This window comes from Glutamicibacter sp. NPDC087673 (assembly GCF_044743255.1).
Taxonomy (GTDB): Bacteria; Actinomycetota; Actinomycetes; order Actinomycetales; family Micrococcaceae; genus Glutamicibacter.
Genome location: NZ_JBIUWB010000004.1, coordinates 223,733 through 247,360 on the forward strand (window position 1 = coordinate 223,733; position 23,628 = coordinate 247,360).

Here is a 23,628-nt window from a genome sequence, read left to right on the forward strand (position 1 = left end):
TCGAAGCGATGAGAAGCCTTCAATGCCTGCCCCTGCTGGCCACGCAGGTCCGCTACTCCCAATTCCCGACGACTGGTGGCGGCTTCTGGTGAGATCGAGGCACGCCTCCGTGCCTTCCCAGACCGGTAGCTTCCTAGCGCTGGGAAATGAGCGTCTCGTGCCCGGACCATGGGCAATTCTCCCCGCTTGGCTCAGCACAGTTCTGCATGGGGATGCCCACGGTCCCAATGTCACTGAGAATAAAAGAGCTTGCCGGCGGCTCGTGGTAACCGATGAAACCGCAGCTTCTCTTGCGAGGTCAGTTGGCTACGAAACAGCGGTCGCATTTAGGCAGCGATTCCAGGCCTTGAAAAGCTTGCCGCCTGTTGAATACCTGGCGGCGTTTCGCAAATAGCCACGAGGCTAGGAGGGCAGAATGAATATTCCATCTGGGCTCTCGAATCCTGAACGCTGACCGGTGCGCGCGTACACGCTCACCGACCATTGGGAGCCAGAACGGTAGGGAGCTAAATGCCAGTCGGCGAATCGCTGCACGAGCTGCAGCGAGGTCCCTTCGCGAAGTTCGTCCTGGTCTTCCGGTCCGCCGTTGGCATGGCGGGTGGTTCCGACAACGAGTACGCCAGAGACGCTGAGCACCTGATCGGCTAAGTTGAAAACGCCTCGCAGTTCATCGCGAGAAATGAAAGCAGGCACATTACCGGTCAACAATATGGCGTCGTACGTCCTTGGCAGGTCATGCTCGTCCAATGAGCCCACGGCCAGCTGGTTCGCCGATAGCTGCCGGAACCAGCTGCCGTCGAATAGCTCTGCAGCTACATCCAGCACTTGGGGAGTGGGATCTATGCCGTAGCCACGGTGTCCCAAGTGGCGCAAGGCGTTGACGGTGTTGCCTACCCCGCAACCGATATCGAGAATTCGTGAATTGCGGCGGCAGAGCATGTCGGTGAAACGGGCAACTACTTCCAAATCAGTGCCGTCAAGGGTCTGAGCACGCATCTTCGCTGCGTATGAATCGTAGTCGGGGCCCATGTCCACAGTTTTGCATGGGAACGAGAGGTGAGCGACTTGTTTGCGCTAGTAGGCAGAAAATATAGCTCCGGATTAGGCATTCATGATAAACAGGACCTATGGCTAATACTGCTTTCAAGGGAACCCCTGTACAGACTATTGGTGATCTGCCGGCCGTTGGCTCGCAGGCTCCAGCTTTCACTCTCACCGACACCGGCCTTGCAGATGTCACCAGCGAATCGCTGGCTGGCCGTCGCGTTGTCCTGAACATCTTCCCGTCGGTTGATACCGGCGTTTGCGCTGCCAGCGTGCGTCGCTTCAACGAATTGGCTGCCGGCCTGGAGAACACGACCGTGGTGTGCGTTTCTGCTGACTTGCCATTCGCACTGGGACGCTTCTGCGGTGCCGAAGACATCGAGAACGTTACCGCTGCTTCGGTCTTCCGTTCCGACTTCGGTTCGGACTACGGTGTGACCCAGGTTGACGGTCCACTGGGTGGCTTGCTGGCCCGTTCGGTTGTTGTCCTGGATGAAGACGGCAAGGTTGTTTACAGCCAAATCGTCCCGGAGATCACCACCGAGCCGGACTACGATGCAGCCATCTCAGCACTGAACTAGATATTGTTTGCACCGGAAACGGTGCATGAAAGCCCGCTTGAAAATTTTTCAGGCGGGCTTTCTTTATGCCCAAGCCGGTAATCCCATCGGTCGATCAAGCCAAATCTCACGTGGCTTGTGGTGGGAACACATTTCGCCGAGGTTGATCATCAGTGGACCGGCTATCGGACGAGCAGAATCTGCATGCCTGGAACAACGCGGTAATTTCCTCGCTGACTAGTTAATTCCCATCAATAGTCGATTGCTGCCGCACTTTTGGGAGCGGTCTGCCACTGGCGGTAATTGGAGAATTTCTGGGCAGGCATTCTCAAGACGGGTTTCTCACCCTATACTCGAAATAGATTGTTTCTGACTGTTATCATCTAAAAATAATCATAAAACATCAATCCTGATCTGTCGGGCACTGCATGCCAAAAGGAGCAAACGCATGAGCGAGCGAACCGTGCTAGGCGCACATATGGAAGAAGAGCTGGTCTCGCAACCAGAGATGTGGCGTCGTGCAGTAGCGCAGCAACAGCGCGAAAACCTGTTGCCGGCCAAGGGCGCGAAGGTTGCCGTAGTGGGATGCGGGACATCATGGTTCATGGCTGAAGCCTATGCCGCGGCGAGAGAAGCAGCAGGCCACGGTGTGACTGATGCCTTCGCCGCATCTGAAGCGCGTATCGCTACGCGTGACTACGATGCCGTGGTTGCGATTACTCGTTCGGGCACCACCTCTGAAGTGCTCCAACTGCTGGCCGAACTCGATGACAGCATCCACACCGTAGGCATCATCGGGGACGTGGCCTCGCCCATAGTGGACAGGGTCGATGCCGTGATTCAGCTGCCTTATGCCGATGAGCAGTCCGTCGTCCAGACGCGTTTTGCTACCACTGCCCTGGCTTATTTGCTCTCCAGCGTGGGGGAAAAGCTGGATCACGCAATGACCCAAGCCGAAGCGCTGGTGAACTCGCCAACACCACAAGAACTAGTGGACGCAGAACAATTCACCTTCCTTGGACGGGGATTCTCCGTGGGCCTGGCCCATGAAGCCGCCTTGAAAATGAGAGAGGCTGTCCAAGGGTGGACCGAAGCCTACCCTGCAATGGACTACCGTCACGGGCCGATCGCCATTGCCGCGCCCAACCGAGTGACGTGGATGCTCGGCGAACAGCCCGAGGACCTGGATATCCAGGTGCGCAGCACTGGCGCCATCTACATCAATGAAGACCGTCACCCGTTGGCCGAGCTTGCCTACATTCACAGGGTCACCCTGGACCGGGCGCGTGCCCGGGGGATGGACCCGGACCACCCGCGCAACCTCACGCGCTCGGTGATTCTGGAAGGCTGAGTACTCAGCCATGTTAAAACGATATCTGCTCTTCGATGTCGGCGGCACCGACGTTAAAGCCGGGCTGGCCACAGAAGAAGGTGAAATTCTCCGGGTACTGCGAGAACCTACGCGCAAGGCATCCCCGCAGCTTGCCGCCCAGGTACTCGTTGACCAGTTGCTCGGGCTCGCAGCCAAGCTCCGTGAAGCGAATGACCAGCAGCCGGCGGCAGCGGGCCTGGTGGTCTGCGGATTGGTAGACCTGGTTGCCGAAATGGCAGTGTTCTCAGCGAACCTCGGCTGGCGCGATGTTCCGATGAAGCGGCTGGTCTCTGACGCGCTCGGACTGCCTGTGGGCTTCGGGCATGATGTGGCTTCGGCTGCCCGTGCAGAACTGGAGTTAGGAAGCGGCGCACACGACGACGCACTGCGGCGCAACAGCGCCATTTTGATCATAGGAACCGGGATTGCGTCGGCCTTGGTGGTCGACGGCCGTCTCTTGGAAGCTGGCGGGTACGCAGGGGAACTGGGGCATGCGCCGGTCCCCGGAGGCCTGCTCTGTGCTTGCGGTGCCACAGGCTGCCTGGAAACCCTCGCCTCGGCCGGTGCCATCGCACGAAGATACGAACAAGCCACGGGAACATCGGCCGGTGCCAAAGAAATCTTCGCCGCCCGGGCCGCTGGAGACGCCAAAGCGGCAACGATCATCGCGGAGGCCATTGAGGCTCTGAGCTTCACGCTGGCTCAACTATGCTCATCAACCGCGCCAGAAGGAATCATCATTGGCGGAGGTTTGGCTCAAGCCGGGCCATCGTTCTTTGCTGAGATAGAACAATCGCTAGAACGGCGATTATCTTTCCAACGCAGACCACGGATTGTTCCGGCGCGGCTTGGCGCGGAGGCAGGGTTGCAAGGTGCCTTGCTGCTCGCCCGCCAGTCAACACGTCCCGGGGCAGGGCGCCACCCATGATTCTTAGCTTCACGCCGAATCCGGCCATGGACGAAACCTACTTGACCCCGAATTTGAAGCTGGACTCCAGCCACAGGGTCACGCTGCAGCATCGCCAAGCAGGTGGCAAGGGGATCAACGTAGCCAATGTACTGCACTCCCAGGGCATTGACGTCGAAGTCATATGTCCGCTGGGTGGCAGCCTTGGAGAGCAATTCGCTGTCGAATTAGGACAGCAGGGCATTGCGATCAATCCGGTTCGCACTTCTGTCCCCACCCGCCGCTCCATGGCTTTCCATGACGCGGAGTCCGACATGACGAGCATCTTCAACGAAACAGGTACCGCGCTGGCAACTGCCGAATGGTCGCGTATAGAAGACGAGTTCCAGGCCTTGCTATCGACAGCGAGCGCGGTGGCCATCTGCGGATCCTGGCCACCGGGAACTCCCAAGGAAACAATCAGCAGGATCATTGGCCACGCCACCGGCCAAGGACTGTGGACTGTGGTGGATACCAGCGGGCCAAACCTGCTGCTCGCTGCCAAATGCGGGGCAGTTCTCAAGCCCAACGATCATGAGCTGCGCGAGGCCACCGGTTGCGCCAGCATAGGTGGGGGAGCGCGGGAATTGCTGCGTCTTGGCGCCCCGGAAGTCTATGTCAGTGCCGGGGCCCAAGGGCTGTACCACTTCACCAGGGAAACACCGCTGGTCGCCCATGCCAAACTCAACCGAACGCTGTCCGGGAACCCAACTGGGGCAGGGGATTCGGCCGTGGCCGCTATCGCCTCGGGGTTTGTGCAGCTGCTGAACCGGGAAGCGATCTTGCGACGGGCTGTCGCCTGGTCCGCGGCTACGGTACTCATGCCAACTGCAGGGAGCCTGTCACCCCAGCACATCGAGCTGGCTAGAGACACCAACTACCGCATTATCCCTGCGAACGAACAAATCTAAGGAGCACGACCATGCCATTGGTTCCCACCAGCCAAATTATGGATCAGGCAGTAAAGCAACGCCGAGGCCAAGGAGCTTTTAATGTTATTCACCTCGAGACCGCCCAAGCCATAATCGGTGGTGCTGAGCAGGTCGGGTTGCCGGTGATCTTGCAGATTAGCGAGAATTGCGTGAAATACCACGGTGGACTCCACGCGATTGCCGCTGCAACACTGGCATTGGCCAAATCTGCCGAAGTCCCGGTGGCTGTGCATTTGGATCATGCCGAGGATGAATCGCTGGTATACCAGGCAATGGATCTGGGATTTGGATCGGTCATGTTCGACGGCGCCAAACTGCCCTTTGAGCAGAACGTTGCAGCCACCATACGAGTAGTGGAAGCCGCCCATCGCCAAGGGGTCTACGTCGAGGCAGAACTTGGAGAAATTGGCGGAAAGGACGGTGCCCACGCTCCTGGGGTACGCACCGACCCTGTCGAAGCACGGCATTTTCATTCTCTGACAGAGGTTGATGCCCTCGCCGTGGCCGTCGGTTCCTCGCACGCCATGCTTGAGCGATCTGCCAGCCTGGACTTGCCACTGATTGAGCAGCTTTCGTCAACGCTGGCCATACCAGTGGTGCTCCACGGGTCATCCGGGGTCCCCGACACTACGCTGGTCGAGGCGATTAACTCCGGCATGCGCAAGATTAATGTTTCCACGCACCTGAATGGATTCTTTACCCGTGCCGTGCGTGATTGGCTCGAAGCTAATCCTGGTGCCGTTGACTCACGCAAATATGTCGGCGCTGGCCGCGCAGCCTTGGCCTCAGAAGCGGCCCGCCTGCTCCGCCTCTTTGCCTTGCTTGAGCACTAAACTGGCAAAGAAGCATGCATTAATGATTACTTATGAGCTTTTTCGAACAATTTAAATCTCTAAATATCAAAATTCTCTTGACCTGTGATCCGTAACACTTCATACTTTTTAGTGAATCTGACTTTTCTTGATTTATATCGGCAAGAAAAGTCACGAATTATTCACACTTGCATCGATGCAAAAGCATCACAGCGATGAGGAGCAACCATGAAACGTACGACGCGAACCGGGGTTCTCGCCCTTTCAACAGCCGCGGCATTGCTACTGACCAGTTGCGGTTTTTCTGATAATGGTGGCGGATCCGCGGATGCTTCAGGTGGCACTACGACCTTGAACATGCTCGTACCGACTTACTCGGATGGGACCAAGGGCCTCTGGGAAGGCGTAATCGCTGACTTCGAAGCCGAGCACGAGAACATTGACGTCAACCTCGAAGTCCAGTCTTGGGAAAACATCGAGGGTGTGCTGAAAACCAAGTTGCAGGGTGGACAAGCTCCTGACATCTACAACGGCGGAGCCTTCGCGGAGTTCGCTGCCGAGGGCCTGCTTGCACCGGCAAGTGACATTGCCTCGCAGGAAACCATCGATGATTTCCAAACGACTTTTGCGGACGCGGAGAAGTTCGAAGGCACCCAATTCGGTTTGCCATTGATCGCTTCGGCCCGGGCTTTGTTCTACAACAAGGCCCTGATGGAAGAAGCCGGCGTTGATGCCGTTCCTACCACCTGGGAAGAACTCCATGATGCATCGAAGCTGATCAGCGAGAAAACCAAGGCCGATGGTTACGGGATGCCCCTGGGCAGCGAGGAAGCCCAGGGCGAATCGCTGATCTGGTTCGCCGGAAACGGTGGCAGTTTCGGAGACTCGCAGAAGATCTCGGTGAATACGCCGCAAAACCTCGAAGCGGCCGAGTTCATGAAGAAGATGGTAGACGACGGTGTCACCCAGAATGATCCCGGTGCCACACAGCGTACCCCGATGCTCAACACGTTCGTCCAAGGCAAGCTCGGCTTCGCCTACGCGCTGCCGCAGACAATCGGGCAGATTGAGGACGAGAACCCGAAGCTGGACTACGGTGTGGCTGCCGTGCCGACGAAATCCGGTGAGCCTGCAACGCTGGGTGTTGCCGATCGCTTGATGTCCTTCAGGAATGACGGCAGCAAGTCTGCTGCCGTCAAAGAATTCATGGACTACTTCTTCTCCGCTGACGTCTACACCGATTGGGTGAGCACCGAAGGATTCTTGCCAACGACGAAGTCCGGCTCCGAGAAGATGGCTGGAGACGAAACACTCACGCCATTCCTGGACATGTTGCCTAACGCGGTCTTCTACCCGACGACAAACCCGGCATGGAACGCCACCGATGGTGCATTCAAGTCACTGATGGGCGAGTTGGGGACCGGCAAGTCTGCTCAGGAAGTACTCGAGAGCATCCAAGCCAAGGCCGACGCCGCAAGCTAGGAACTGCTACCGGAAGCATTCCACGGCAGGCCCGGCGTAACACCGCCGGGCCTGCCGTGCTGGACAACCGAGAATCTCCGGTCCCAGGGTTACCTGGCCGAACGCAACGAAAGCGAGCCGACTATGAGCTCCGTACTGCCAGCCACGAACCGGGCCCGGCGCACCCGCCGCCGAGGCACGGATTCCCAGACATTCTTGTCTTCTTTGCCATGGATTGGGCCGGCACTCTTGCTGATCCTGGCCATCGTGGTGTTCCCCGCCGGCTACATGATCTACAACTCGACCAGGAAGATCTCTTCGGTGGGAACCGATCTTGAATCGGCAGGCCTGGAGAACTTCGTGACCATCTTCCAAGACCCGGTCTTGCCCCGCGTTTTGCTCAACACCGTTCTCTGGGTGGTGTCGGTGGTGGTCATTACCGTGCTGCTGTCACTGGTCCTGGCCCAGTTCTTGAACAAACCCTTCCCTGGACGCACCATCGTCCGGATGGCGGTTATCGTCCCATGGGCCGCCTCAGTAGTCATGACCACCACAGTTTTCTACTACGGGCTGGATCCGAACTACGGCATCTTCAACCACTTCTTTGTTCAACTCGGCTTGATGGATGAAGGCTACGGATGGACCAAGAACGCCGTTCCCGCCATTGCCGTTTCGGTAGTTGTGGCCATCTTTGTTTCCATCCCTTTTACGACCTACACCCTGCTGGCCGGGTTGCAAGCAATCCCGCAAGAAACTTTGGAAGCAGCCCGCGTAGATGGAGCCGGTAGATGGAAAACCTACCTGTTGGTGATCATTCCCCAGCTGCGATCCGCGCTGGCCGTCTCGGTGCTGATCAACATCATCAACGTCTTCAATAACTTGCCGATATTGAAAGTGATGACCGGATCCATCCCCGGCAACAGCGCAGACACGCTGATGACCTACATCTTCAAGGTGCTGCAATTCGACCGCCGACTGGATCTGTCTTCGGCACTTTCGGTTGTGAATTTCGCAATCGTGCTGGTGATTGTGGCGATCTACGTGAAAACCGTCAAACCCATGCAGGAGATCTAGCCGTGGCATTTTTGGTAACCGAAGATCGAGCCGCGAAGAAGACTGTCATCGGCCGGATGGTTGTAGGCTTCGCGGTAGTCATTATCTTCCTCATTCCCTACGGCACGATGCTGATCGGGTCGCTGAAAACCCAATCCGAAATCCTGGCCATCCCGCCAAAATACCTGCCGCAGGATGGTGCGCAGTTTTCCAACTACATCACCATGTGGGACACCCCGGAAACTCCGGTGCCCTACAACTTGATCTCCACCATCGTGATCGCGGTTTTCGCCACCTTGCTGGTACTGCTGGTCGCGACCCCGGCCGCCTACTACACCGCCCGATTCAAGTTCCCGGGCAAGATGGTGTTCATGTTCTTGGTGATTGTCACGCAGATGCTGCAACCTGCCGTGCTCACCGCAGGTTTGTTCAAGCAGATGCTGGCTTGGAATCTGAACGACACTTGGCTGGCAATGATCCTGATCAATGCCGCCTTCAACTTGGCCTTCGCGGTATGGATCATGCACTCTTTCTTCGCAGGCGTACCACGCAGCATCGATGAAGCTGCGCAGATTGATGGGGCTGGAAAGCTGCGGGTGCTGTTCACCATCAACCTTCCACTGGTTTGGCCGGGTATTGTCACAGCAGTGATCTTCACTTTTGTTTCCTGCTGGAATGAATTCGCTGCCTCGCTGGTGATCCTCTCCACCGCCGAGAACCAGCCGTTGAGCGTCGCGTTGACCAAGTTCGTTGGCCAGTACTCCACTGCATGGCAATACGTTTTCGGAGTATCCATTGTGGCCATCGTTCCGGTGATCGTGCTCTTCGCATTGATCGAGAAGCGGCTGATCGGCGGCCTGGCTGCCGGTGCGGTGAAATAGCCGTGGGCACGGCGTTGCCGGCGCTGGAAATCGTGGCCACGTCTGGTGCATGCGCCCAACGGGCAACGCGGGCCGGAGCCGATCGGCTCGAAGCCTGCCAAGCGCTGGAACTAGGCGGGCTCACGCCAAACCCGGAAGCGCTCGAACAGATCCTTGAGCATCGGCCTCCACGAGGGGTGCACGCACTGCTGCGCAGCCGTCCGGGAAATTTCCGCTACACCACCGAGGAAGCCGCGCTCATGGAGAGGCAAGCTGCACGTCTTGCTGCCGCGGGGGTAGACGGGATAGTGCTCGGTGCGCTGGATCCACGCGGGGCACTGGACTTGGCCATGATGCGGCACTGGGCCGAGGCCGCCCTGGCGGTGAACCAGAGGCTGGAAATCACGGTGCACCGGGCCATCGATGCCAGCCGAGACCCAATAGGGGAACTTGCCAGGCTTCTGGAGTTCCCGGCTCACCGAGTGCTCAGCAGCGGCGGGAGAAGAACCGTTGACCAGGGCATGGCCACGATCGAGGCCATGGTTCAAGCCGCCGGCAGCCGGATCGAGATCATGTGCGGTGGCGGGCTGCAGGCAACAGATATTGAATCCGTACGCAGACTGGGAGTCGCAGCCGTTCATTCTTCTGCCAAGACCCGCTATGCCGATACCATCGAAGTATCTGAGCAACAGGTGCGCCAACTGCGCTGCACGCTTGATGAACTGGAAAATTAAGGAGCGCGCACGATGAAACGCGAGGAACGGCAGAACCAGATCCTCGATCTGCTGGCCAGCCGCGGCCAGATCGATGTAGAGGAAGTCGTCAAGCAACTGGGTACCAGCCCGGCCACGGCGCGCCGGGACCTGGACGCATTGGCCGCCGCATCACTGCTTACCCGCACTCACGGAGGTGCGGTCTCCAACTCGGTGGCCTACGACCTGCCTTCCCGCTACCAGCGCGATAGCAACGACCGCGCGAAGGCGCAAATCGCGAAGCTGGCAGCCGACATGGTCTCGCAGAATATGGTCATCGGATTATCCGGGGGAACCACCACCAAGGCGATCGCCAGCGAACTGAGCCTGCGCCAAGACCTGGTGGGTGAACCGGGCCGGGTCACGTTGACCGTGGTCACCAACGCGGTGAACATTGCCTCGATGCTGGCCGTCCGCCCGCATATCCGGGTGATGGTTACTGGCGGCGTGCTCAACGACCGTTCTTACGAGCTGGTTGGTCCAATGGCGCAGTCCTCTCTGGCAAAGATCACCATTGACTTGGCTTTTGTCGGAATCAACGGGTTGGATCCCGAAGTCGGTCCGATGGTCAGCGATGAAATGGAAGCGGCAGTCAATGAGCAAATGATCCGGCAATCGAGCAGCAGCTACCTGGTGGCCGATTCATCGAAGATCGGCAGGCGCTCGTTTGTCATCTTGGATCGTCAGAACCTGACCGGCATCATCACGGACAACGACGCCACAAGCGAGCAACTGGGTGCCTTGGCCAAGGCCGGCATGCGTGCAGCCATGGACGTGGCGGAATATCGGCCCGAGGAGAAATCCTAGCTGCGCTGGAACTGCCCACCGAGCTGCTGGTCCGGTCGGCGTTTGTGCTTGCGGGACCAGCGGATGCCAAGCACTATCTTTTCCGATGGCCTGCGCTGGTCCTGTCAAAGCAACGCGCGCAACAAGCAGGGCCGGCCGCACAGGTCAAAGCGAGGAGCCCAGGTTTTCAAGCAACGCCCGGCTTCGCGCGAGGAAGAGCTGTTCACGATTGCTATTGGGAGCCACGGAGTTGAATACCCCGGCGAGCATCACCGCAGCATCCAGCCTCAGCACAGTCCACGCTGCCGAAGTGTCGTCGAAACTGCCGCCATTTCCGGTGTATGCAGTACGCAAGCGCTCGTTGTCCAAACCGTTTTCGGCAATGGCAGCGTATTCCTCGATGCGTGCCAGTTCCATCTCCGGGGCAGCGCAGAGGGCATTACTCCAATCGAATATGGCCAGGGGCATTCCAGCCAGAACACGAACGTTCTGCCTACGGATATCCAGATGCAACAGCCTGCGCCGGTGCAAGGATCTTTCGAGAAGAGCACGCAACACGTCGGCCGATGGCAAGGCTGGCATCGAATGCTGGCGGGCTAGCTTCGCGTAGCGGTCAGCGATGCGCTGGGCAACCGTCGCATAAATTGTGCCGGCCTGGCTGCCTTCCTCGTCGAAAGCGAGCGGCGGAAGTTCGTGCAAAGAAGCCAGCAACGAGCCCAATGCGTGAGCGTCCACTGGTGAGCCGTCATCTTCGATGACTTCGGTGATCAACACCGGGTACCCATCTTGATCAACGAGATCACTTGCCCGTGCGCTGGGCAACCCATGTTGTTGAGCCCAGAGGCTGCAGTGCAATTCCTTGATCTGAAGGCTGCTGGCCGAAATCTGCGGATTGTTGCTGGTGTTGTAGACCCGCATTCGAGGGACGCGGTAGCCCTCGTAGCGGGTCCCGCGCAGTGAGCTGTAAAAAAGGAATTCGGTGCCTTCCCCGGTTAGTGCCAGCTCGCGTGCGCCACGGCGGGCGGCTAGCCTGGCAGCGACCTGATGGGGCTCGTAAATATGCGTCCTAGCCATTGATTGACTGCGCAGCGGAGAGGATGCGCGGACCAATCTTGCGCATGAGCTTGCCCATCTTCGGGTTGTCGGTGCGCGAGAGCGTATCCGATAGCCGTTCAAGACTCATCAGGCCCAACCAGATTTTGGCCCGGTATGCTTCCTCGGCGCTGGGAGCAATCAAATCCGCCATTTCCAACCCATGCCACAGGCTCAGGTAAGCGGTGTTCAAAGCCGGGTCCCACGCAGCGGCCAGGTCCCAGTCCAAGATGCCAACCAGTTTCTCGCCGATCCAATGCATGTTGTGACCGGCCAAATCGCCATGAACCAAGCCCGCAGGAACCTGCGCCAGGAAATCGAGCTGGGCCCAGAGCTCGGTAGCAGGCCCTCGCAGTTCCTCGGGCAGCGCATCGAAGCATTGCTGCTGCCTGGCCTGGGTCCATTCGCCACGGAATGAAAACGGTTTGGCCAGATGCTCGCTGATCGGCTCCAGCGGCAGCTCGGCCAAATCCTTGACCAGCTGACCCAGCACCTTCGGATCCCCGTAATGCGGTTCATGGGCGTTGCCGGGGATGAAGGACATGGCCACGGAGCTGAGTCCGTCGACGTGCAGGATCTCGGAGACCGCCACCGGGATCTGGTAGTTGAGCTGATCCTCCAGCAAAGACAGCAGCTTGACGGAACGGGGCATCTGTTCCGTGGCCGCTGGCGTGCGCGCCATGCGAATCACCGCTTGCGGATTGCCAATGACCACCTTGTGGAATTGTCCGCCTTCGTTCACCGCCGCATCTTCCCAGGAAAGATCGGGGCAGAGCTGACGGGCAATCTGCAGTTCTCCAATGGTGGCAGGACGGCTCACTCGCACTCTTCTCGTTCAGCTTGCTGGTGGTCTCAACCTCAGGCTATCGCAGGTTTGCCACGAGGCTGCTCAGTACGCGCACAGCCAGATCAGCCTATGATCGGAAACGTGAACGCTGAACAAGTTAAGCAGACAGCAACCCGCAAGACCCTCAAGTTCGAGATCGTCTTGGTTCTTGCCCTGTCTTTGGGACAAAGCGCGGTCTACTCGCTGCTGAGCTTTGCCGATAAGGTCACCCGGGCGCCACTGCGCGAGCAAACTACATCCCTGAACAACCCGCTGAGCACCCGCGAGTTCTTTGATTTCTCCTACCAGCTGCTGGACATAGTCTTTGCCTTGGTACCCGTCGTGCTGGCGCTCTACCTGATGAAGCGCACGACCGGACGAACCATCCGGGACATCGGTTTCGATATGCGCAAGCCGGGCAAGGACGCACTGCTCGGGGCGGGGATGTTCTTGGCCATGGGAGTAGGAACGCTGGGCGTCTATGCCGCTGGACGGGCGCTGGGCGTCACCACGGCACTGTCAGCAGCGAATCTTGGCGATTATTGGTGGAGCGTCCCAGTGCTTCTGCTGTCGGCTGCACGTCATGCAGTCCTCGAAGAAGTGCTGATGCTCGGATTCCTGTTCACCTACGCCAAGAAATTGAAGCTGGGCCTGTGGAGCACCATTATTGGTTCTGCGATGATCCGAGGCAGCTACCACCTGTACCAGGGGGTGGGGCCGATGATCGGCAATATGCTCATGGGCATCGTCTTCGGCTGGGTATACCAGAAGTACGGGCGGGTGATGCCGCTGGTTATCGCGCATTTCCTGCTTGATGCCATCGGCTTCGTGGGATACGCCTTGGTCGGGCCGGCCATCGGAATCGGCCAGTAGCGCAGGTAAGCTGAGCCAATGCAGATTACCGTGCTGCGGGAAGAGGACCTTCGCCAAGCAGTTGAATTGTGGGAAGCAACCGGGCTGACTCGTCCGTGGAATGATGCGCTCGCCGACGCCCGACGGGCTTTGGCCGAGCCTACTTCCACGGTGCTGGCCATCGTTGAGAACGATCAACTCATGGCTACTGCGATGGTTGGCCATGATGGCCACCGAGGTTGGCTCTACTATGTTGCGGTGGATCCGTGCCGGCAGGGCAACGGCCTGGGAAGGGAGCTGGTGGATGCCGCTGTCCTGTGGCTGCGGGATCGCGGCGTGCCCAAGGTGCAGCTCATGGTCCGCGAGGAGAACTCTGCCGTCATCGATTTCTATGAACGACTGGGCTTCGAAGACCAGCACGTCGTGGTGCTGGGGAAGCGCCTGGACCGGCCTTAACGAAAAGAAAGTAGGTGGGGACGCCATTGTCCCCGCCTACTTGCGTTCTCTGCGGAACTGTTTACAGCACCACGGTGCCGGACTCGGTCTCAAAGGTAACCGACATGATGCCCGGAGTGCCATTCGGCGCTTCATATTGCATGGTGACAGCGCCCAAATTGACGTTCTGCGGCTGGCCCAGCCAATCCAGCACCCGTTCACGCGAGCCGGCAATGGCGATCTGGCTGATGGCGCCGGCAGGTTCCAGCGCCTTCGACGGATGCAGCTCCTCGGATCCTTCATCCCAGGAAATCAGGTACGGGCACTGCGGATCGGCGATCAGGCCCTTGATGCCAATCTGCTGCCAGGTCAGTTCGCGGCCATCAGGGAACTTCCGGTTGCCCGGCACCGACTTGCGGCCCAAGCGGTCCTCGGCACTGGATAGATCCTCCACCGAGACGCACCAGCCCATCCAGCCGCCGCCGAGCTCCGAACGGGCGCGAACCGCCTGTCCGAAGGGTGCCTTGTCGCTGGCCGGGTGGTTCAGGACTTCAACCACCTCCAGGTACTGGCCATGCTTGAGCGGGAAGATGACATTGCGTGTTCCGAATCGTGGATGCACGCCGCCCTTGACGAATTCCAGTCCGAGGGACTCGGAGATTCTTTCAGCGGTTGGCAACAGCCCGTCTGGGCCGCATGCATAACTTACGTGATCTAGCCTCATCATGTGCCCATCATGGCAACATGTGATGCGAGTCTCTACTTAGGCACACCTAAGTGCCGGGATGCTATCGAATACTCTGCGATGAACCTGCAATATTCGCGAAATATGACCGATTGAGTCCAATGACGAGCCCTTGCGTTGCAAAGATCTTCGGTTTTCGGGCAAACTGGTACCAGGTCATGAGTCCCAGTAACAAGCCCCGGCTTACTGGGCGGCAACCCTCCAACCGCGGTGGGGTGCCCCGGGTGAAGACCTGGCCCTTGAACGCACAAGGCATCAAGGACAAGCGCGGGTTACCCCTGGAAGTCGTCACGATATGGTGCTTCCTGTCGGTGTCTTTTCAGTGGCGTACCCCCATAGTCATGAAACGCTATTTGGAGGAAACCATGAGCAATAACTGGTCATTTGAAACCCGTCAGATCCACTCCGGCCAGACCCCGGATCCGACGACCGGAGCACGGGCTCTCCCGATTTTCCAAACCACCTCTTTCGTCTTCCCCAGCGCCCAGAGCGCTGCTGCACGTTTCGCGCTGCAGGAACTGGAGCCGATCTACACCCGTATCGGCAACCCGACCACCGACGCGGTGGAAACCCGCATCGCTGACCTGGAGGGCGGCGTTGGAGCACTGCTGCTCTCTTCGGGACAGGCTGCCACCACTTTCGCCATCTTGAATTTGGCCGAAGCCGGCGACCACCTGGTGGCCAGCCCCAGCCTGTACGGCGGAACCCAGAACCTGCTCAAGCACACGCTCAAGCGCCTGGGCATCGAGGTCACCTTCGTTGCCGACCCGGACAACCTGGATGATTGGCGTGCCGCGGTGCGTCCGAACACCAAGGCCTTCTTCGGGGAAACCATCTCCAATCCGCGACAGGACGTCCTGGACATCGAGGGCATCTCGGCGATCGCCCACGAAGCCGGCGTGCCGCTGCTGGTGGACAACACCCTGGCCACCCCGTACCTGATCCGCCCGATCGAGTGGGGCGCGGATATCGTGATCCATTCGGCCACCAAGTTCCTCGGCGGCCACGGCAATGCCATTGCCGGTGTCATCGTGGACTCGGGCAACTTCGACTTCGCCAAGGACGCCGACCGCTTCCCGGGCTTCAACACCCCGGACGAGTCCTACAACGGCCTGGTCTTCGCCCGCGACCTGGGTGTCAACGGCATCCTGGGCGCCAATCTGGCCTACATCCTCAAGGCCCGCGTGCAGTTGCTGCGCGATTTGGGTTCCTCGGTTGCGCCGTTCAACGCGTTCTTGATCGCACAGGGCCTGGAAACCTTGTCGCTGCGCATTGAACGCCACGGCCAGAATGCCGTAGAAGTTGCCAACTGGCTCGAAGCCCGCGAGGAAGTGCAGAAGGTCGCCTACGCAGGCCTGCAGTCTTCGCCATGGCATGAGCGTGCGCAGAAGTACAGCGATCAGGGCGCCGGCTCGATCATCGCGTTCGAACTGGAGGGCGGTTCGGAAGCCGGCCAGGCCTTCGTGGACGCACTGGTATTGCACTCCAATGTCGCGAACATCGGCGACGTGCGCTCATTGGTCATCCACCCGGCCTCCACCACCCATGCCCAGCTCTCCGAAGCTGAGCAGGTTGCGGCCGGCGTGAGCCCGGGACTGGTGCGGCTGAGCGTCGGACTGGAGAATATCAAGGATATTCTGGCCGATCTGGAACTGGGCTTCCAAGCTGTTGCAGCCCTCGAGAACAAGGAACTGCAGGAAACCCTCTAGGCATGGCATCCATTGTGACTACTGAAGATACTCTGCGCGCCGAAGAGCTCGCCGGCGGGCAAGACGGCATTTTGCGCCGTAAGTCCGTGGGGGAGCACCACTTCGAATTCGGTGGATTCCTTCCGGACGTGGTGCTGGCCTATGAAACGTGGGGGACGCTAGCAGCTGATGGCTCCAACGCGGTGCTGGTGATGCATGCGCTCACCGGTGACGCCCACGTTGCGCAAGGCGATTCGCAAAGCGCCGGCTGGTGGGAAGAGCTCGTAGGTCCCGGAGCCACGGTTGACACCAATGAGTACTTTGTCGTGTCCATCAACATGGTGGGTGGTTGCAATGGTTCCACCGGCCCCTCGTCCTTGGGCGACCAGGGCCTGCCCTACGGTTCGAGCTTTCCCTTCGTCACCATCAAGGACTCGGTGCGCCTTGAAGCGCGGCTGGCCAAGCAACTGGGAATTGATTCCTGGCATGCGGTCATTGGCGGTTCGATGGGCGGTGCGCGCGCGTTGGAATACGCCGTCGAGTTCCCCGACCAGGTCAAGAACCTCGTAGTGATGGCCTCGAGCGCGCAGGCGACTGCCGAGCAAATTGCCTTTGCACAGGTGCAAACCCAATCCATCCGGTTGGATCCGCACTTCTGCAATGGCGACTACTACGGCAACGATGCGCGCCCGGACGCCGGTCTTGGCTTGGCTCGCCGCCTGGCCCACATCACCTATCGTTCCGAGGCCGAGCTTGAAACCCGTTTCTCGCGCAATCCGCAGGATGGCGAGAAGCCAACGAGTCTGCTCGAGGGGCCTCGCGGGCGGTACCAGGTGGAAAGCTACCTTGACCATCAGGCCAGCAAGCTGGTGAATCGTTTCGACGCCAACAGCTACCTGGTGCTCACCGAGGCGCTGATGAGTCATGATGTGGCTCGCGGCCATGAATCCCTGGAAGCCGCCTTGGCGCGATTGGCGAACGTCAACGTGGTGGTTGCCGCGGTAACCACTGACCGGTTGTACTTTCCTGAGCAGTCAGTGAAGCTGGCCTCGTCGCTGTCCAAGCCAAAACCGGTGCACTACATTGATTCGCCGATTGGCCACGATGGATTCCTGACCGATGCCACGCAGCTCGATGGCGTGCTCCGGACCTTGGTGTTCGGGGACTGAGCCCCGGAAAGGGCTCGGGAAGATTTCAAAGCCTGAAGCAGTTCCGCCAGTAATCGGTGGAACTGCTTCAGGCTTTTCATGCCTACTTGGCGCTGTCGCCGGCGCCGAGCGAGTCGTTTGGCTTGGTCTGCGCAAACGGCGTGGCCGAGGGCCGCTTCGGGGTGATGCCGTCGCCGGAGGACTGGTGGCGCAGGCGGCGCAATACCCAGGGAGCAAGATGCTCGCGCGCCCACTGCAGATCCTCCTTGCGGGCTTCCCGCCAGCTGCGTTCATCCACGGCCGGAACGATTTCGGTATCCAGAGGATGCGCGACGTTCAGCGAGTCCAGTGCCATGGCGGCAATGCGCCGGTGCCCGGCAGGGGAGAAGTGCAGGCGATCCGGTGCCCACATCTGGGATTGGTGCAACTCCTGCAAGGCCCACATGTCCGCCACGATGGCGTCGTGGCGGGCGGCTACGGTGCGCACATTTTCGTTGTAGATCGCCACTTTGCCTCGGATGCTTCCCAAAACCGGGGTATCGCGAATATCGGGCCCGGTGAAGAGCAAGAGCGTGGCGCCCGTATCGGTGAGCTTGGCTACCGCATTGTCGAGGATATCTGCAATCTTGTCTGGATCCCCGCCCGGGCGCAGGACATCGTTGCCGCCCGCGCAGAGCGAGATCAGATCAGGCTTCAGGTCAATGCAGGGATCGAGCTGTTCGGCAACGATCTGGCCAATCAGCCGGCCTCGAATGGCGAGATTGGCATACGAGAAGTCCGGGACGGTGCGGCTGAGCTCATGGGCCAAGCGGTCGGCCCAGCCAAGGTGGCGGCCGGTGCTCGACGGGTCGGGGTCGCCTATGCCCTCGGTGAACGAGTCCCCAATGGCGACATAGCGGCGCCACGGATGCAGTGGGGCATTGGCGGATGTTGATAGTTCAGAAGCAGAATCGTTTGGCACGAATCTATTGTTACCAAAGGGTAACTTATAGTCAATCATTCCCGAGGATGATTCCACGAGCTGCCGTGCTAGTCGCTCAAAGCGTCCCGGCGCGCCTGCAAGTACTCGTCGCGGGTAATGATTCCTCGCGAGTGCAGGGAATCGAGTTCGGCAAGCTTGTCCTCAAGGGATTTTCCGGCGCCAGCATAGCTGAATTAGCGGCTCTTGCCAACAGTTCGGTTTCCAGGGTCAGCGGATCAAAACCGGCGCTCTTAGCTTTGCGGTAATTGCGCACAGCTACGAAGATGATCAATCCGACAACGGCGATAAAGAGCATGGCGAACAGGGGAGTGCCGACTGAAAATACGGCGTCCACGTTATCGAATAGGGACGAAGCGCTTCCCGGGTCCGGTTCGATGTACCCGAAACTATCGAGATCCTCTTGCAGCTGCCCCGGAATATCTTCGCTGTATTCAATTTCGCCCATGGCGCCTATTCCTTACTCTGTCGCTGTCGCTGTCGCTGTCTCGTCCGGCGAGAGCGGCGTTCCGGAGGGCCGTGAGGCCGTTGGTCCAGTTGAACACGAAAAACTTGGAAAGCTAAGCAATTTTTGAAGATTTATAATCTTGTAACATGTCAACTGGATTTCGAGGCCTTGGAAGACCAAGGTTCCAGGATAGTGCCGGCCAACGCCATCAGCAGATTCGACGGTGATTATGGGGAAGTTCTGCTGCACCCGGGCGCTGCCATCGCCGGTGGCCGGGGAATTGATGGAATCGGGCCGCGGAAGCGCTGAGCTAGCTGTAGTTCCCCGCGACGTCCTGTTCGATAGTCTTGGGGAACTATGACTATCCCGGATCAGGCTCCAGTGGCCATCATCTCCCGTAACGACGAATCCCGCCTTGGAACTCCGCTGCTGGTGTTCCTGCACGGCTATGGCTCGAATGAACAAGACCTCATGGGGCTCTCGCAGCATCTGCCCGAAGAGTTCACTTACCTCTCGGTGCGCGCACCGCTCCAAGCAGGCCCGGGGTACAGCTGGTTCCCGCTGACCCAGGAAATCGATTACTCCATCGAGTCGGTGGCACGCAGCGTCGAAGCGCTATGGGCATTGCTGGAACCGCTGGCAAAGCAGCACTCCTCGATCACCCTGCTCGGTTTCTCCCAGGGCATGGCCATGGCGACTTCATTGGCACGCTACCAGCCCGATTCCATTGAAGCCGTCGTCGGGCTCTCGGGCTTCGCCGTGGATCCCGGGCCCTTGGATATATTCGACGACGCGAAGCTGGCAGAAAAGCCGCTGCCGCTGTTCTGGGGCCGCGATCTGGCTGACCCGGTGATCACCCGGGACAAGATCGAATACACCCTGGGATGGGTCCCGGGGCACACCGAATTGGCCAGCGAAACCTACCGGCAGATTGGCCACTCGGTGTGCATGGAAGAACTGCAGGATGTTTCCGAGTTCCTCAACAGGGTCGTCCTGGGGAAAAGCTGACTACTGCTGCGCGGTGACCTTCACGCATTCACCATTCACGCACACCACGTCGCCGGGGCGGATCTGCGCCCCCCGACGGGTGTCCACCTCTCCGTTGACGGTGACGATTCCGTCGGAAATCATTTCCTTGGCGTGGATGCCATCCTCGGCCAGGGAGGCAAGCTTGAGCAACTGGCCCAAGCGGATGGACTCGTCGCGGATTTCTAGGTCAAAAGCTTCGTTGGCACTCATGGCTTCCATTCTTCCCTAAATAAGCGCGCTGCATCGTTAGAATCGGCCAAAGGCGTGGAAGTTCACGTCGGCGTTACCTGATTCGGCTTCGTCTGCAGGCCGCGGAAACGATACCCTTGGAAGGTATGTATTTTTCTACGGACCGCAACCAGCGGCCTCGTAATTCCCATTGGAGTTGATATGGCGCCACAGTCCAAGCTAGACCAGGTTATTTCCCTCGCAAAGCGTCGAGGATTCGTTTTCCAGGCTGGTGAAATCTACGGTGGTTCCCGTTCGGCATGGGATTACGGTCCCCTGGGCACCGAACTGAAGGAAAACATCAAGCGCGAGTGGTGGCAGAACTTCGTTCGCGGCCGCGAGGACATGGTTGGCCTGGACTCGTCGATCATCTTGCCCAAGGCTGTCTGGGAAGCGTCGGGCCACGTGGCCACCTTCACCGACCCGCTGGTCGAATGCATCCAGTGCCACAAGCGCCACCGCCAGGACCACCTGATCGAGGCTTTCGAGGCCAAGAAGGGCCGTGCAGCCAAGGACGGGATGAGCGAGATCGCCTGCCCTGACTGCGGCACCAAGGGCCAGTTCACCGAGCCGCAGATGTTCTCCGGCCTGATGAAGACCTTCCTGGGCCCAGTGGATACCGAAGCCGGCCTGGCCTACATGCGTCCGGAGACCGCCCAGGGCATCTTCGTGAACTTCGCCAACGTGCTCACCGCCTCGCGCAAGAAGCCGCCATTCGGCATCGGCCAGATCGGCAAGGCTTTCCGCAACGAAATCACCCCGGGCAACTTCATCTTCCGCACCCGCGAGTTCGAGCAGATGGAAATCGAGTTCTTCACCGCTCCAGAAGATGCCCCCGCCTTCTTCGACCAGTGGGTCAAGGATTGCTGGGCATGGTTCCTGGATCTGGGCGTCAAGGAAGAGAACCTGCGCCAGTTCGACGTGCCAGAAGACGAGCGCGCGCACTACTCGGCCGGCACCATCGACTTCGAGTACCGCTTCGGCTTCCAGGGCTCGGAGTGGGGCGAGCTCATGGGCGTTGCCAACCGCACCGACTACGACCTGTCCAGCCATGCGAAGGCTTCGGGCTCCGAGCTGTCCTACTTCAACCAGGCCACCGGTGAGCGCTACACCCCCTACGTGATCGAGCCTTCCTTCGGCCTGACCCGTTCCATGATGGCTTTCCTGGTCGATGCCTACACCGAGGACGAAGCACCGAACACCAAGGGCGGCGTGGACAAGCGCACCGTGCTCAAGCTCGATCCGCGCCTGGCTCCGGTCAAGGCCGCGGTGCTGCCGCTGAGCCGCAATGAGAACCTTTCCCCGAAGGCCAAGGACCTGGCTGCCGAGCTGCGCAAGCGCTGGAACATCGACTTCGATGACGCCGGTGCCATTGGCCGCCGCTACCGCCGCCAGGATGAGATCGGCACCCCGTTCTGCATCACCGTGGACTTCGACACCCTCGAGGACCAGGCCGTGACCATCCGCGAACGCGACACCATGTCCCAGGAACGTGTTTCCCTGGACCAGGTCACCGCTTACCTTTCCGAGCGCCTGAACGGAGCCTAGAGCCCGATGAACGAACTGGAATTCCGCCTGTGGCGCTCCGGGGACGACCTCCAGCTGCTGCAGATCTTCGGCGACCCGCGTTCCCCGCAGGCCCACCAGGACCGCACCATGCTGCGCGAAAACAGCGATGCACCGTTCTCCCGCACGCTGGTAGCCACCGTTGACCAGGTGGCTATCGGCGCCGGGGTGGTGTTCGCTTCCTCGCTGCATCCGCAGCGCCTGTGGCTCTATGTCGAGGTAGCCGCCGAGCAGCGCCGGTCCGGCGTGGGCACCGCCCTGGTGGAACAACTGCGCAAGCAGATCCCGGCCGGCCAGGCGCAGGAGCTCAAGGCCCGCTACACGGTGACCGCGGGCGATCCTGCTGCCGCGGCGGCTGGCTTCTGCCAGTCGCTGGGCCTGGGCGAAATCCAGGTCTCGCGCGATGTCATCCTGGAGCCGGGGGCTCTGGCTGAACCGGTTTTCGACACCAATGACCGGGTGATCGAGGACCTGTCCACCGGCAGTGTCGAGCTGACCCAGCTGGTGATGGATTTCTACAACGCGGTGCACACCGATTGGGATCCAGCCAAGATGACCGTGGGCTCGGCGCAGCGCATGCTGCTCGACGAGCACACCGGCGCGCAGGGCGCCCTGGTGCTGCGCGACAAGCCGAAGCGCGAGGGCGGCGTTCCGCTGGCTTTCGCGGTCAGCTACGTGCCCGCCCGCGAGAACGCCCCGACCGACGTGCTGGTAGGCCACAACCCGGCCTTCAGCGATGACGAAGTGGCAGAAGCGGTGCGCGACATGGTCGCCATGCTGATCCACCAGTACCCGGTGAAGCTGGAAGTCGACTCGTCGATGTTCATCCTCTCCTCGCTGATTGATGCGTTGGCCGTGGTTGACCAGGCCACCGTCATATCCACGACGCATATCCTCGCCAGCGACGCGGCGAAGTAATGCCAGCAAGAACGGGACCCGCCTGGCGGGTCCCGTTTTTGCCATTCTGCACCAGCCTCCACTTCGTGAAAGAACTCCGTTGACCACCAGCACCACCATGACCGCGCAGGTCCGCTCCGGCGGAAAGATCCTGTTCATCCTGCTTGCCATCGCTTCGGGCCTGCTGCTGTGCGTGCAGTCTCGCATCAACGGGGCGCTGGGCGCGAAGCTGGGGGACGCCATCGCGGCATCAACCATCAGCTTCGGTGTCGGTTTGGCGGCATTGGTACTGCTGGCCATCTTTGTTCCCGCGGTGCGCGGCTCGGTGGCGCAAGTGCCGCGCGCCTTGGCCCAAGGCCGTTTCCCGCGCTGGTACCTGGTGGCCGGCGCGGTAGGTGCCCTGATTGTCTTCAGCCAGGCCGCAGCGGTGCCGCTCATTGGGGTGGCGCTGTTCACCGTCTGCCTGGTGACCGGCCAGGCAATCGGTTCCATGTTCATGGACCGGGTGGGCTTTGGCGGGGCCGCGCCGCGCAAGATCAATGCCTTGCGCATCCTCGGCGTGGTGCTGACCATTATCGGCGTGGTTTGGGCGGTCAGTCCGCGCGGAGCCGACGCCGATCTTGCCGCGTTGCTCCTGCCGATGGCGCTTTCGGCAGTCGTCGGCATGCTCATGGGCTTCCAGGCAGCTGCCAACGGCGCGCAAGCGGCGGCTTATGGCGGCGCCACGGCGGCGACCCTGGTGAACTTTGCCGTCGGGTTCGTGGTCCTGGCGATGGTGATGCTGGTGCGGTTGCCTGCCGGCATCGGCCTGGACCCGCTGCCAGGCACCTGGTGGTACTACATCGGCGGACTGCTCGGTTGCCTGTTCGTCGGCATCACCGCCCTGGTGGTCAAGCGGCTCGGAGTGCTGGTCACCAGCCTCGCGGCCGTTGGCGGCCAGCTAGTGGGCTCGCTGCTCCTGGACGTTTTCTTCCCGGCTCCCGGTTCGTCCGTCACCGCCGCAACTGTCATGGGTACCTTGCTGACACTGCTCGCTGTTGGCCTGGCCTCGATCTCCGGAGCGCGGAACGCGAAGCGCACCAGCCCCCGAATCCCGGTGGCATCACGCAATTAGCGT

25 protein-coding genes and 1 riboswitch are annotated in these 23,628 nt (G+C 60.0%); of the genes, 18 read left to right on the forward strand and 7 right to left on the reverse strand.

Annotation, left to right across the window (positions count from 1 at the left end):
- Window positions 1-402: 402 nt before the first annotated feature.
- Window positions 403-1,029, reverse strand: a complete 627-nt coding sequence (locus ACIOTL_RS11200; protein WP_400342687.1) for a class I SAM-dependent methyltransferase — start codon at window positions 1,027-1,029, stop codon at window positions 403-405.
- A gap of 98 nt (window positions 1,030-1,127) precedes the next feature.
- On the opposite strand from ACIOTL_RS11200, the gene tpx reads away from it, so the two are divergent.
- The 10 genes from tpx to ACIOTL_RS11250 all read left to right on the forward strand — a co-directional run bounded on the left by tpx (window position 1,128) and on the right by ACIOTL_RS11250 (window position 10,599).
- Window positions 1,128-1,625 carry a thiol peroxidase gene (gene tpx, locus ACIOTL_RS11205; RefSeq protein ID WP_105661770.1) on the forward strand — a complete coding sequence of 166 codons (498 nt, stop codon included), beginning with the start codon at window positions 1,128-1,130 and terminating at the stop codon, window positions 1,623-1,625.
- A gap of 427 nt (window positions 1,626-2,052) precedes the next feature.
- Window positions 2,053-2,955, forward strand: coding sequence for an SIS domain-containing protein (locus ACIOTL_RS11210; protein ID WP_105657184.1), 903 nt, complete (start codon window positions 2,053-2,055; stop codon window positions 2,953-2,955).
- Between the two features lie 10 nt (window positions 2,956-2,965).
- On the forward strand, window positions 2,966-3,904 hold the full coding sequence (locus ACIOTL_RS11215) for an ROK family protein (protein ID WP_400342688.1): 939 nt from the start codon (window positions 2,966-2,968) through the stop codon (window positions 3,902-3,904).
- Window positions 3,905-3,930: 26 nt separating this feature from the next.
- Entirely contained in the window at window positions 3,931-4,833 is a 903-nt protein-coding gene (locus ACIOTL_RS11220) for a 1-phosphofructokinase family hexose kinase (protein WP_400342689.1), read from the forward strand.
- Window positions 4,834-4,844: 11 nt separating this feature from the next.
- Entirely contained in the window at window positions 4,845-5,687 is an 843-nt protein-coding gene (locus ACIOTL_RS11225; protein ID WP_400342691.1) for a ketose-bisphosphate aldolase, read from the forward strand.
- 207 nt (window positions 5,688-5,894) lie between these two features.
- On the forward strand, window positions 5,895-7,148 hold the full coding sequence (locus ACIOTL_RS11230) for an extracellular solute-binding protein (protein ID WP_105657188.1): 1,254 nt from the start codon (window positions 5,895-5,897) through the stop codon (window positions 7,146-7,148).
- A gap of 123 nt (window positions 7,149-7,271) precedes the next feature.
- A complete protein-coding gene (locus ACIOTL_RS11235; RefSeq protein WP_388024034.1) occupies window positions 7,272-8,201 on the forward strand; it encodes a carbohydrate ABC transporter permease in 930 nt (309 codons plus the stop codon).
- A 2-nt stretch (window positions 8,202-8,203) separates the two neighbouring features.
- Window positions 8,204-9,061, forward strand: a complete 858-nt coding sequence (locus tag ACIOTL_RS11240) for a carbohydrate ABC transporter permease (RefSeq protein ID WP_388024032.1) — start codon at window positions 8,204-8,206, stop codon at window positions 9,059-9,061.
- Between the two features lie 2 nt (window positions 9,062-9,063).
- Window positions 9,064-9,774, forward strand: a complete 711-nt coding sequence (locus tag ACIOTL_RS11245) for a copper homeostasis protein CutC (RefSeq protein ID WP_400342694.1) — start codon at window positions 9,064-9,066, stop codon at window positions 9,772-9,774.
- A gap of 12 nt (window positions 9,775-9,786) precedes the next feature.
- Window positions 9,787-10,599, forward strand: a complete 813-nt coding sequence (locus ACIOTL_RS11250; protein WP_105657191.1) for a DeoR/GlpR family DNA-binding transcription regulator — start codon at window positions 9,787-9,789, stop codon at window positions 10,597-10,599.
- A gap of 144 nt (window positions 10,600-10,743) precedes the next feature.
- Here the strand turns inward: ACIOTL_RS11250 and ACIOTL_RS11255 are convergent, their stop codons facing one another.
- Together ACIOTL_RS11255 and ACIOTL_RS11260 are read right to left on the reverse strand one after the other, a co-directional pair.
- Entirely contained in the window at window positions 10,744-11,652 is a 909-nt protein-coding gene (locus tag ACIOTL_RS11255; RefSeq protein WP_400342696.1) for a phosphotransferase family protein, read from the reverse strand.
- The gene (locus ACIOTL_RS11260) at window positions 11,645-12,490 is read right to left on the reverse strand and encodes a phosphotransferase family protein (protein WP_400342698.1); all 846 of its coding nucleotides are present in this window, start codon (window positions 12,488-12,490) and stop codon (window positions 11,645-11,647) included. Before ACIOTL_RS11260 ends, ACIOTL_RS11255 begins: the two co-directional genes overlap by 8 nt.
- Window positions 12,491-12,586: 96 nt before the next feature.
- Here ACIOTL_RS11260 and ACIOTL_RS11265 point away from each other — a divergent pair, with 96 nt between their 5' ends.
- Window positions 12,587-13,369, forward strand: a complete 783-nt coding sequence (locus ACIOTL_RS11265) for a CPBP family intramembrane glutamic endopeptidase (RefSeq protein WP_400342700.1) — start codon at window positions 12,587-12,589, stop codon at window positions 13,367-13,369.
- Between the two features lie 18 nt (window positions 13,370-13,387).
- Complete coding sequence (locus ACIOTL_RS11270) at window positions 13,388-13,804, forward strand: GNAT family acetyltransferase (protein ID WP_400342701.1); 417 nt, start codon at window positions 13,388-13,390, stop codon at window positions 13,802-13,804.
- Between the two features lie 61 nt (window positions 13,805-13,865).
- Here ACIOTL_RS11270 and ACIOTL_RS11275 read toward each other — a convergent pair whose 3' ends face one another.
- Entirely contained in the window at window positions 13,866-14,510 is a 645-nt protein-coding gene (locus ACIOTL_RS11275; RefSeq protein ID WP_332498748.1) for a VOC family protein, read from the reverse strand.
- 172 nt (window positions 14,511-14,682) lie between these two features.
- Window positions 14,683-14,802: riboswitch (SAM riboswitch) on the forward strand.
- A gap of 91 nt (window positions 14,803-14,893) precedes the next feature.
- Here ACIOTL_RS11275 and ACIOTL_RS11280 point away from each other — a divergent pair.
- A complete protein-coding gene (locus ACIOTL_RS11280) occupies window positions 14,894-16,237 on the forward strand; it encodes a bifunctional o-acetylhomoserine/o-acetylserine sulfhydrylase (RefSeq protein WP_400342703.1) in 1,344 nt (447 codons plus the stop codon).
- A 2-nt stretch (window positions 16,238-16,239) separates the two neighbouring features.
- The gene (locus ACIOTL_RS11285) at window positions 16,240-17,385 is read left to right on the forward strand and encodes a homoserine O-acetyltransferase (protein WP_400342705.1); all 1,146 of its coding nucleotides are present in this window, start codon (window positions 16,240-16,242) and stop codon (window positions 17,383-17,385) included.
- A gap of 82 nt (window positions 17,386-17,467) precedes the next feature.
- On the opposite strand, the gene ACIOTL_RS11290 is transcribed toward ACIOTL_RS11285, so the two are convergent.
- Both ACIOTL_RS11290 and ACIOTL_RS11295 read right to left on the reverse strand, forming a co-directional pair.
- Window positions 17,468-18,364, reverse strand: a complete 897-nt coding sequence (locus ACIOTL_RS11290; protein WP_388024020.1) for an SGNH/GDSL hydrolase family protein — start codon at window positions 18,362-18,364, stop codon at window positions 17,468-17,470.
- Between the two features lie 29 nt (window positions 18,365-18,393).
- Window positions 18,394-18,462 carry a hypothetical protein gene (locus tag ACIOTL_RS11295; RefSeq protein WP_388063470.1) on the reverse strand — a complete coding sequence of 23 codons (69 nt, stop codon included), beginning with the start codon at window positions 18,460-18,462 and terminating at the stop codon, window positions 18,394-18,396.
- Window positions 18,463-19,148: 686 nt separating this feature from the next.
- Here ACIOTL_RS11295 and ACIOTL_RS11300 point away from each other — a divergent pair.
- On the forward strand, window positions 19,149-19,799 hold the full coding sequence (locus ACIOTL_RS11300; RefSeq protein WP_388024018.1) for an alpha/beta hydrolase: 651 nt from the start codon (window positions 19,149-19,151) through the stop codon (window positions 19,797-19,799).
- On the opposite strand, the gene ACIOTL_RS11305 is transcribed toward ACIOTL_RS11300, so the two are convergent.
- Window positions 19,800-20,030, reverse strand: a complete 231-nt coding sequence (locus ACIOTL_RS11305; protein ID WP_181148825.1) for an RNA-binding S4 domain-containing protein — start codon at window positions 20,028-20,030, stop codon at window positions 19,800-19,802. It lies immediately after the preceding gene.
- A gap of 180 nt (window positions 20,031-20,210) precedes the next feature.
- Here ACIOTL_RS11305 and ACIOTL_RS11310 point away from each other — a divergent pair, with 180 nt between their 5' ends.
- The 3 genes from ACIOTL_RS11310 (at window position 20,211) to ACIOTL_RS11320 (ending at window position 23,625) form a co-directional block, all read left to right on the forward strand.
- A complete protein-coding gene (locus ACIOTL_RS11310; RefSeq protein ID WP_400342708.1) occupies window positions 20,211-21,596 on the forward strand; it encodes a glycine--tRNA ligase in 1,386 nt (461 codons plus the stop codon).
- Between the two features lie 6 nt (window positions 21,597-21,602).
- A complete protein-coding gene (locus ACIOTL_RS11315) occupies window positions 21,603-22,532 on the forward strand; it encodes a GNAT family N-acetyltransferase (protein WP_105661781.1) in 930 nt (309 codons plus the stop codon).
- 79 nt (window positions 22,533-22,611) lie between these two features.
- Window positions 22,612-23,625 carry a DMT family transporter gene (locus tag ACIOTL_RS11320; RefSeq protein WP_400342710.1) on the forward strand — a complete coding sequence of 338 codons (1,014 nt, stop codon included), beginning with the start codon at window positions 22,612-22,614 and terminating at the stop codon, window positions 23,623-23,625.
- Window positions 23,626-23,628: the final 3 nt, after the last annotated feature.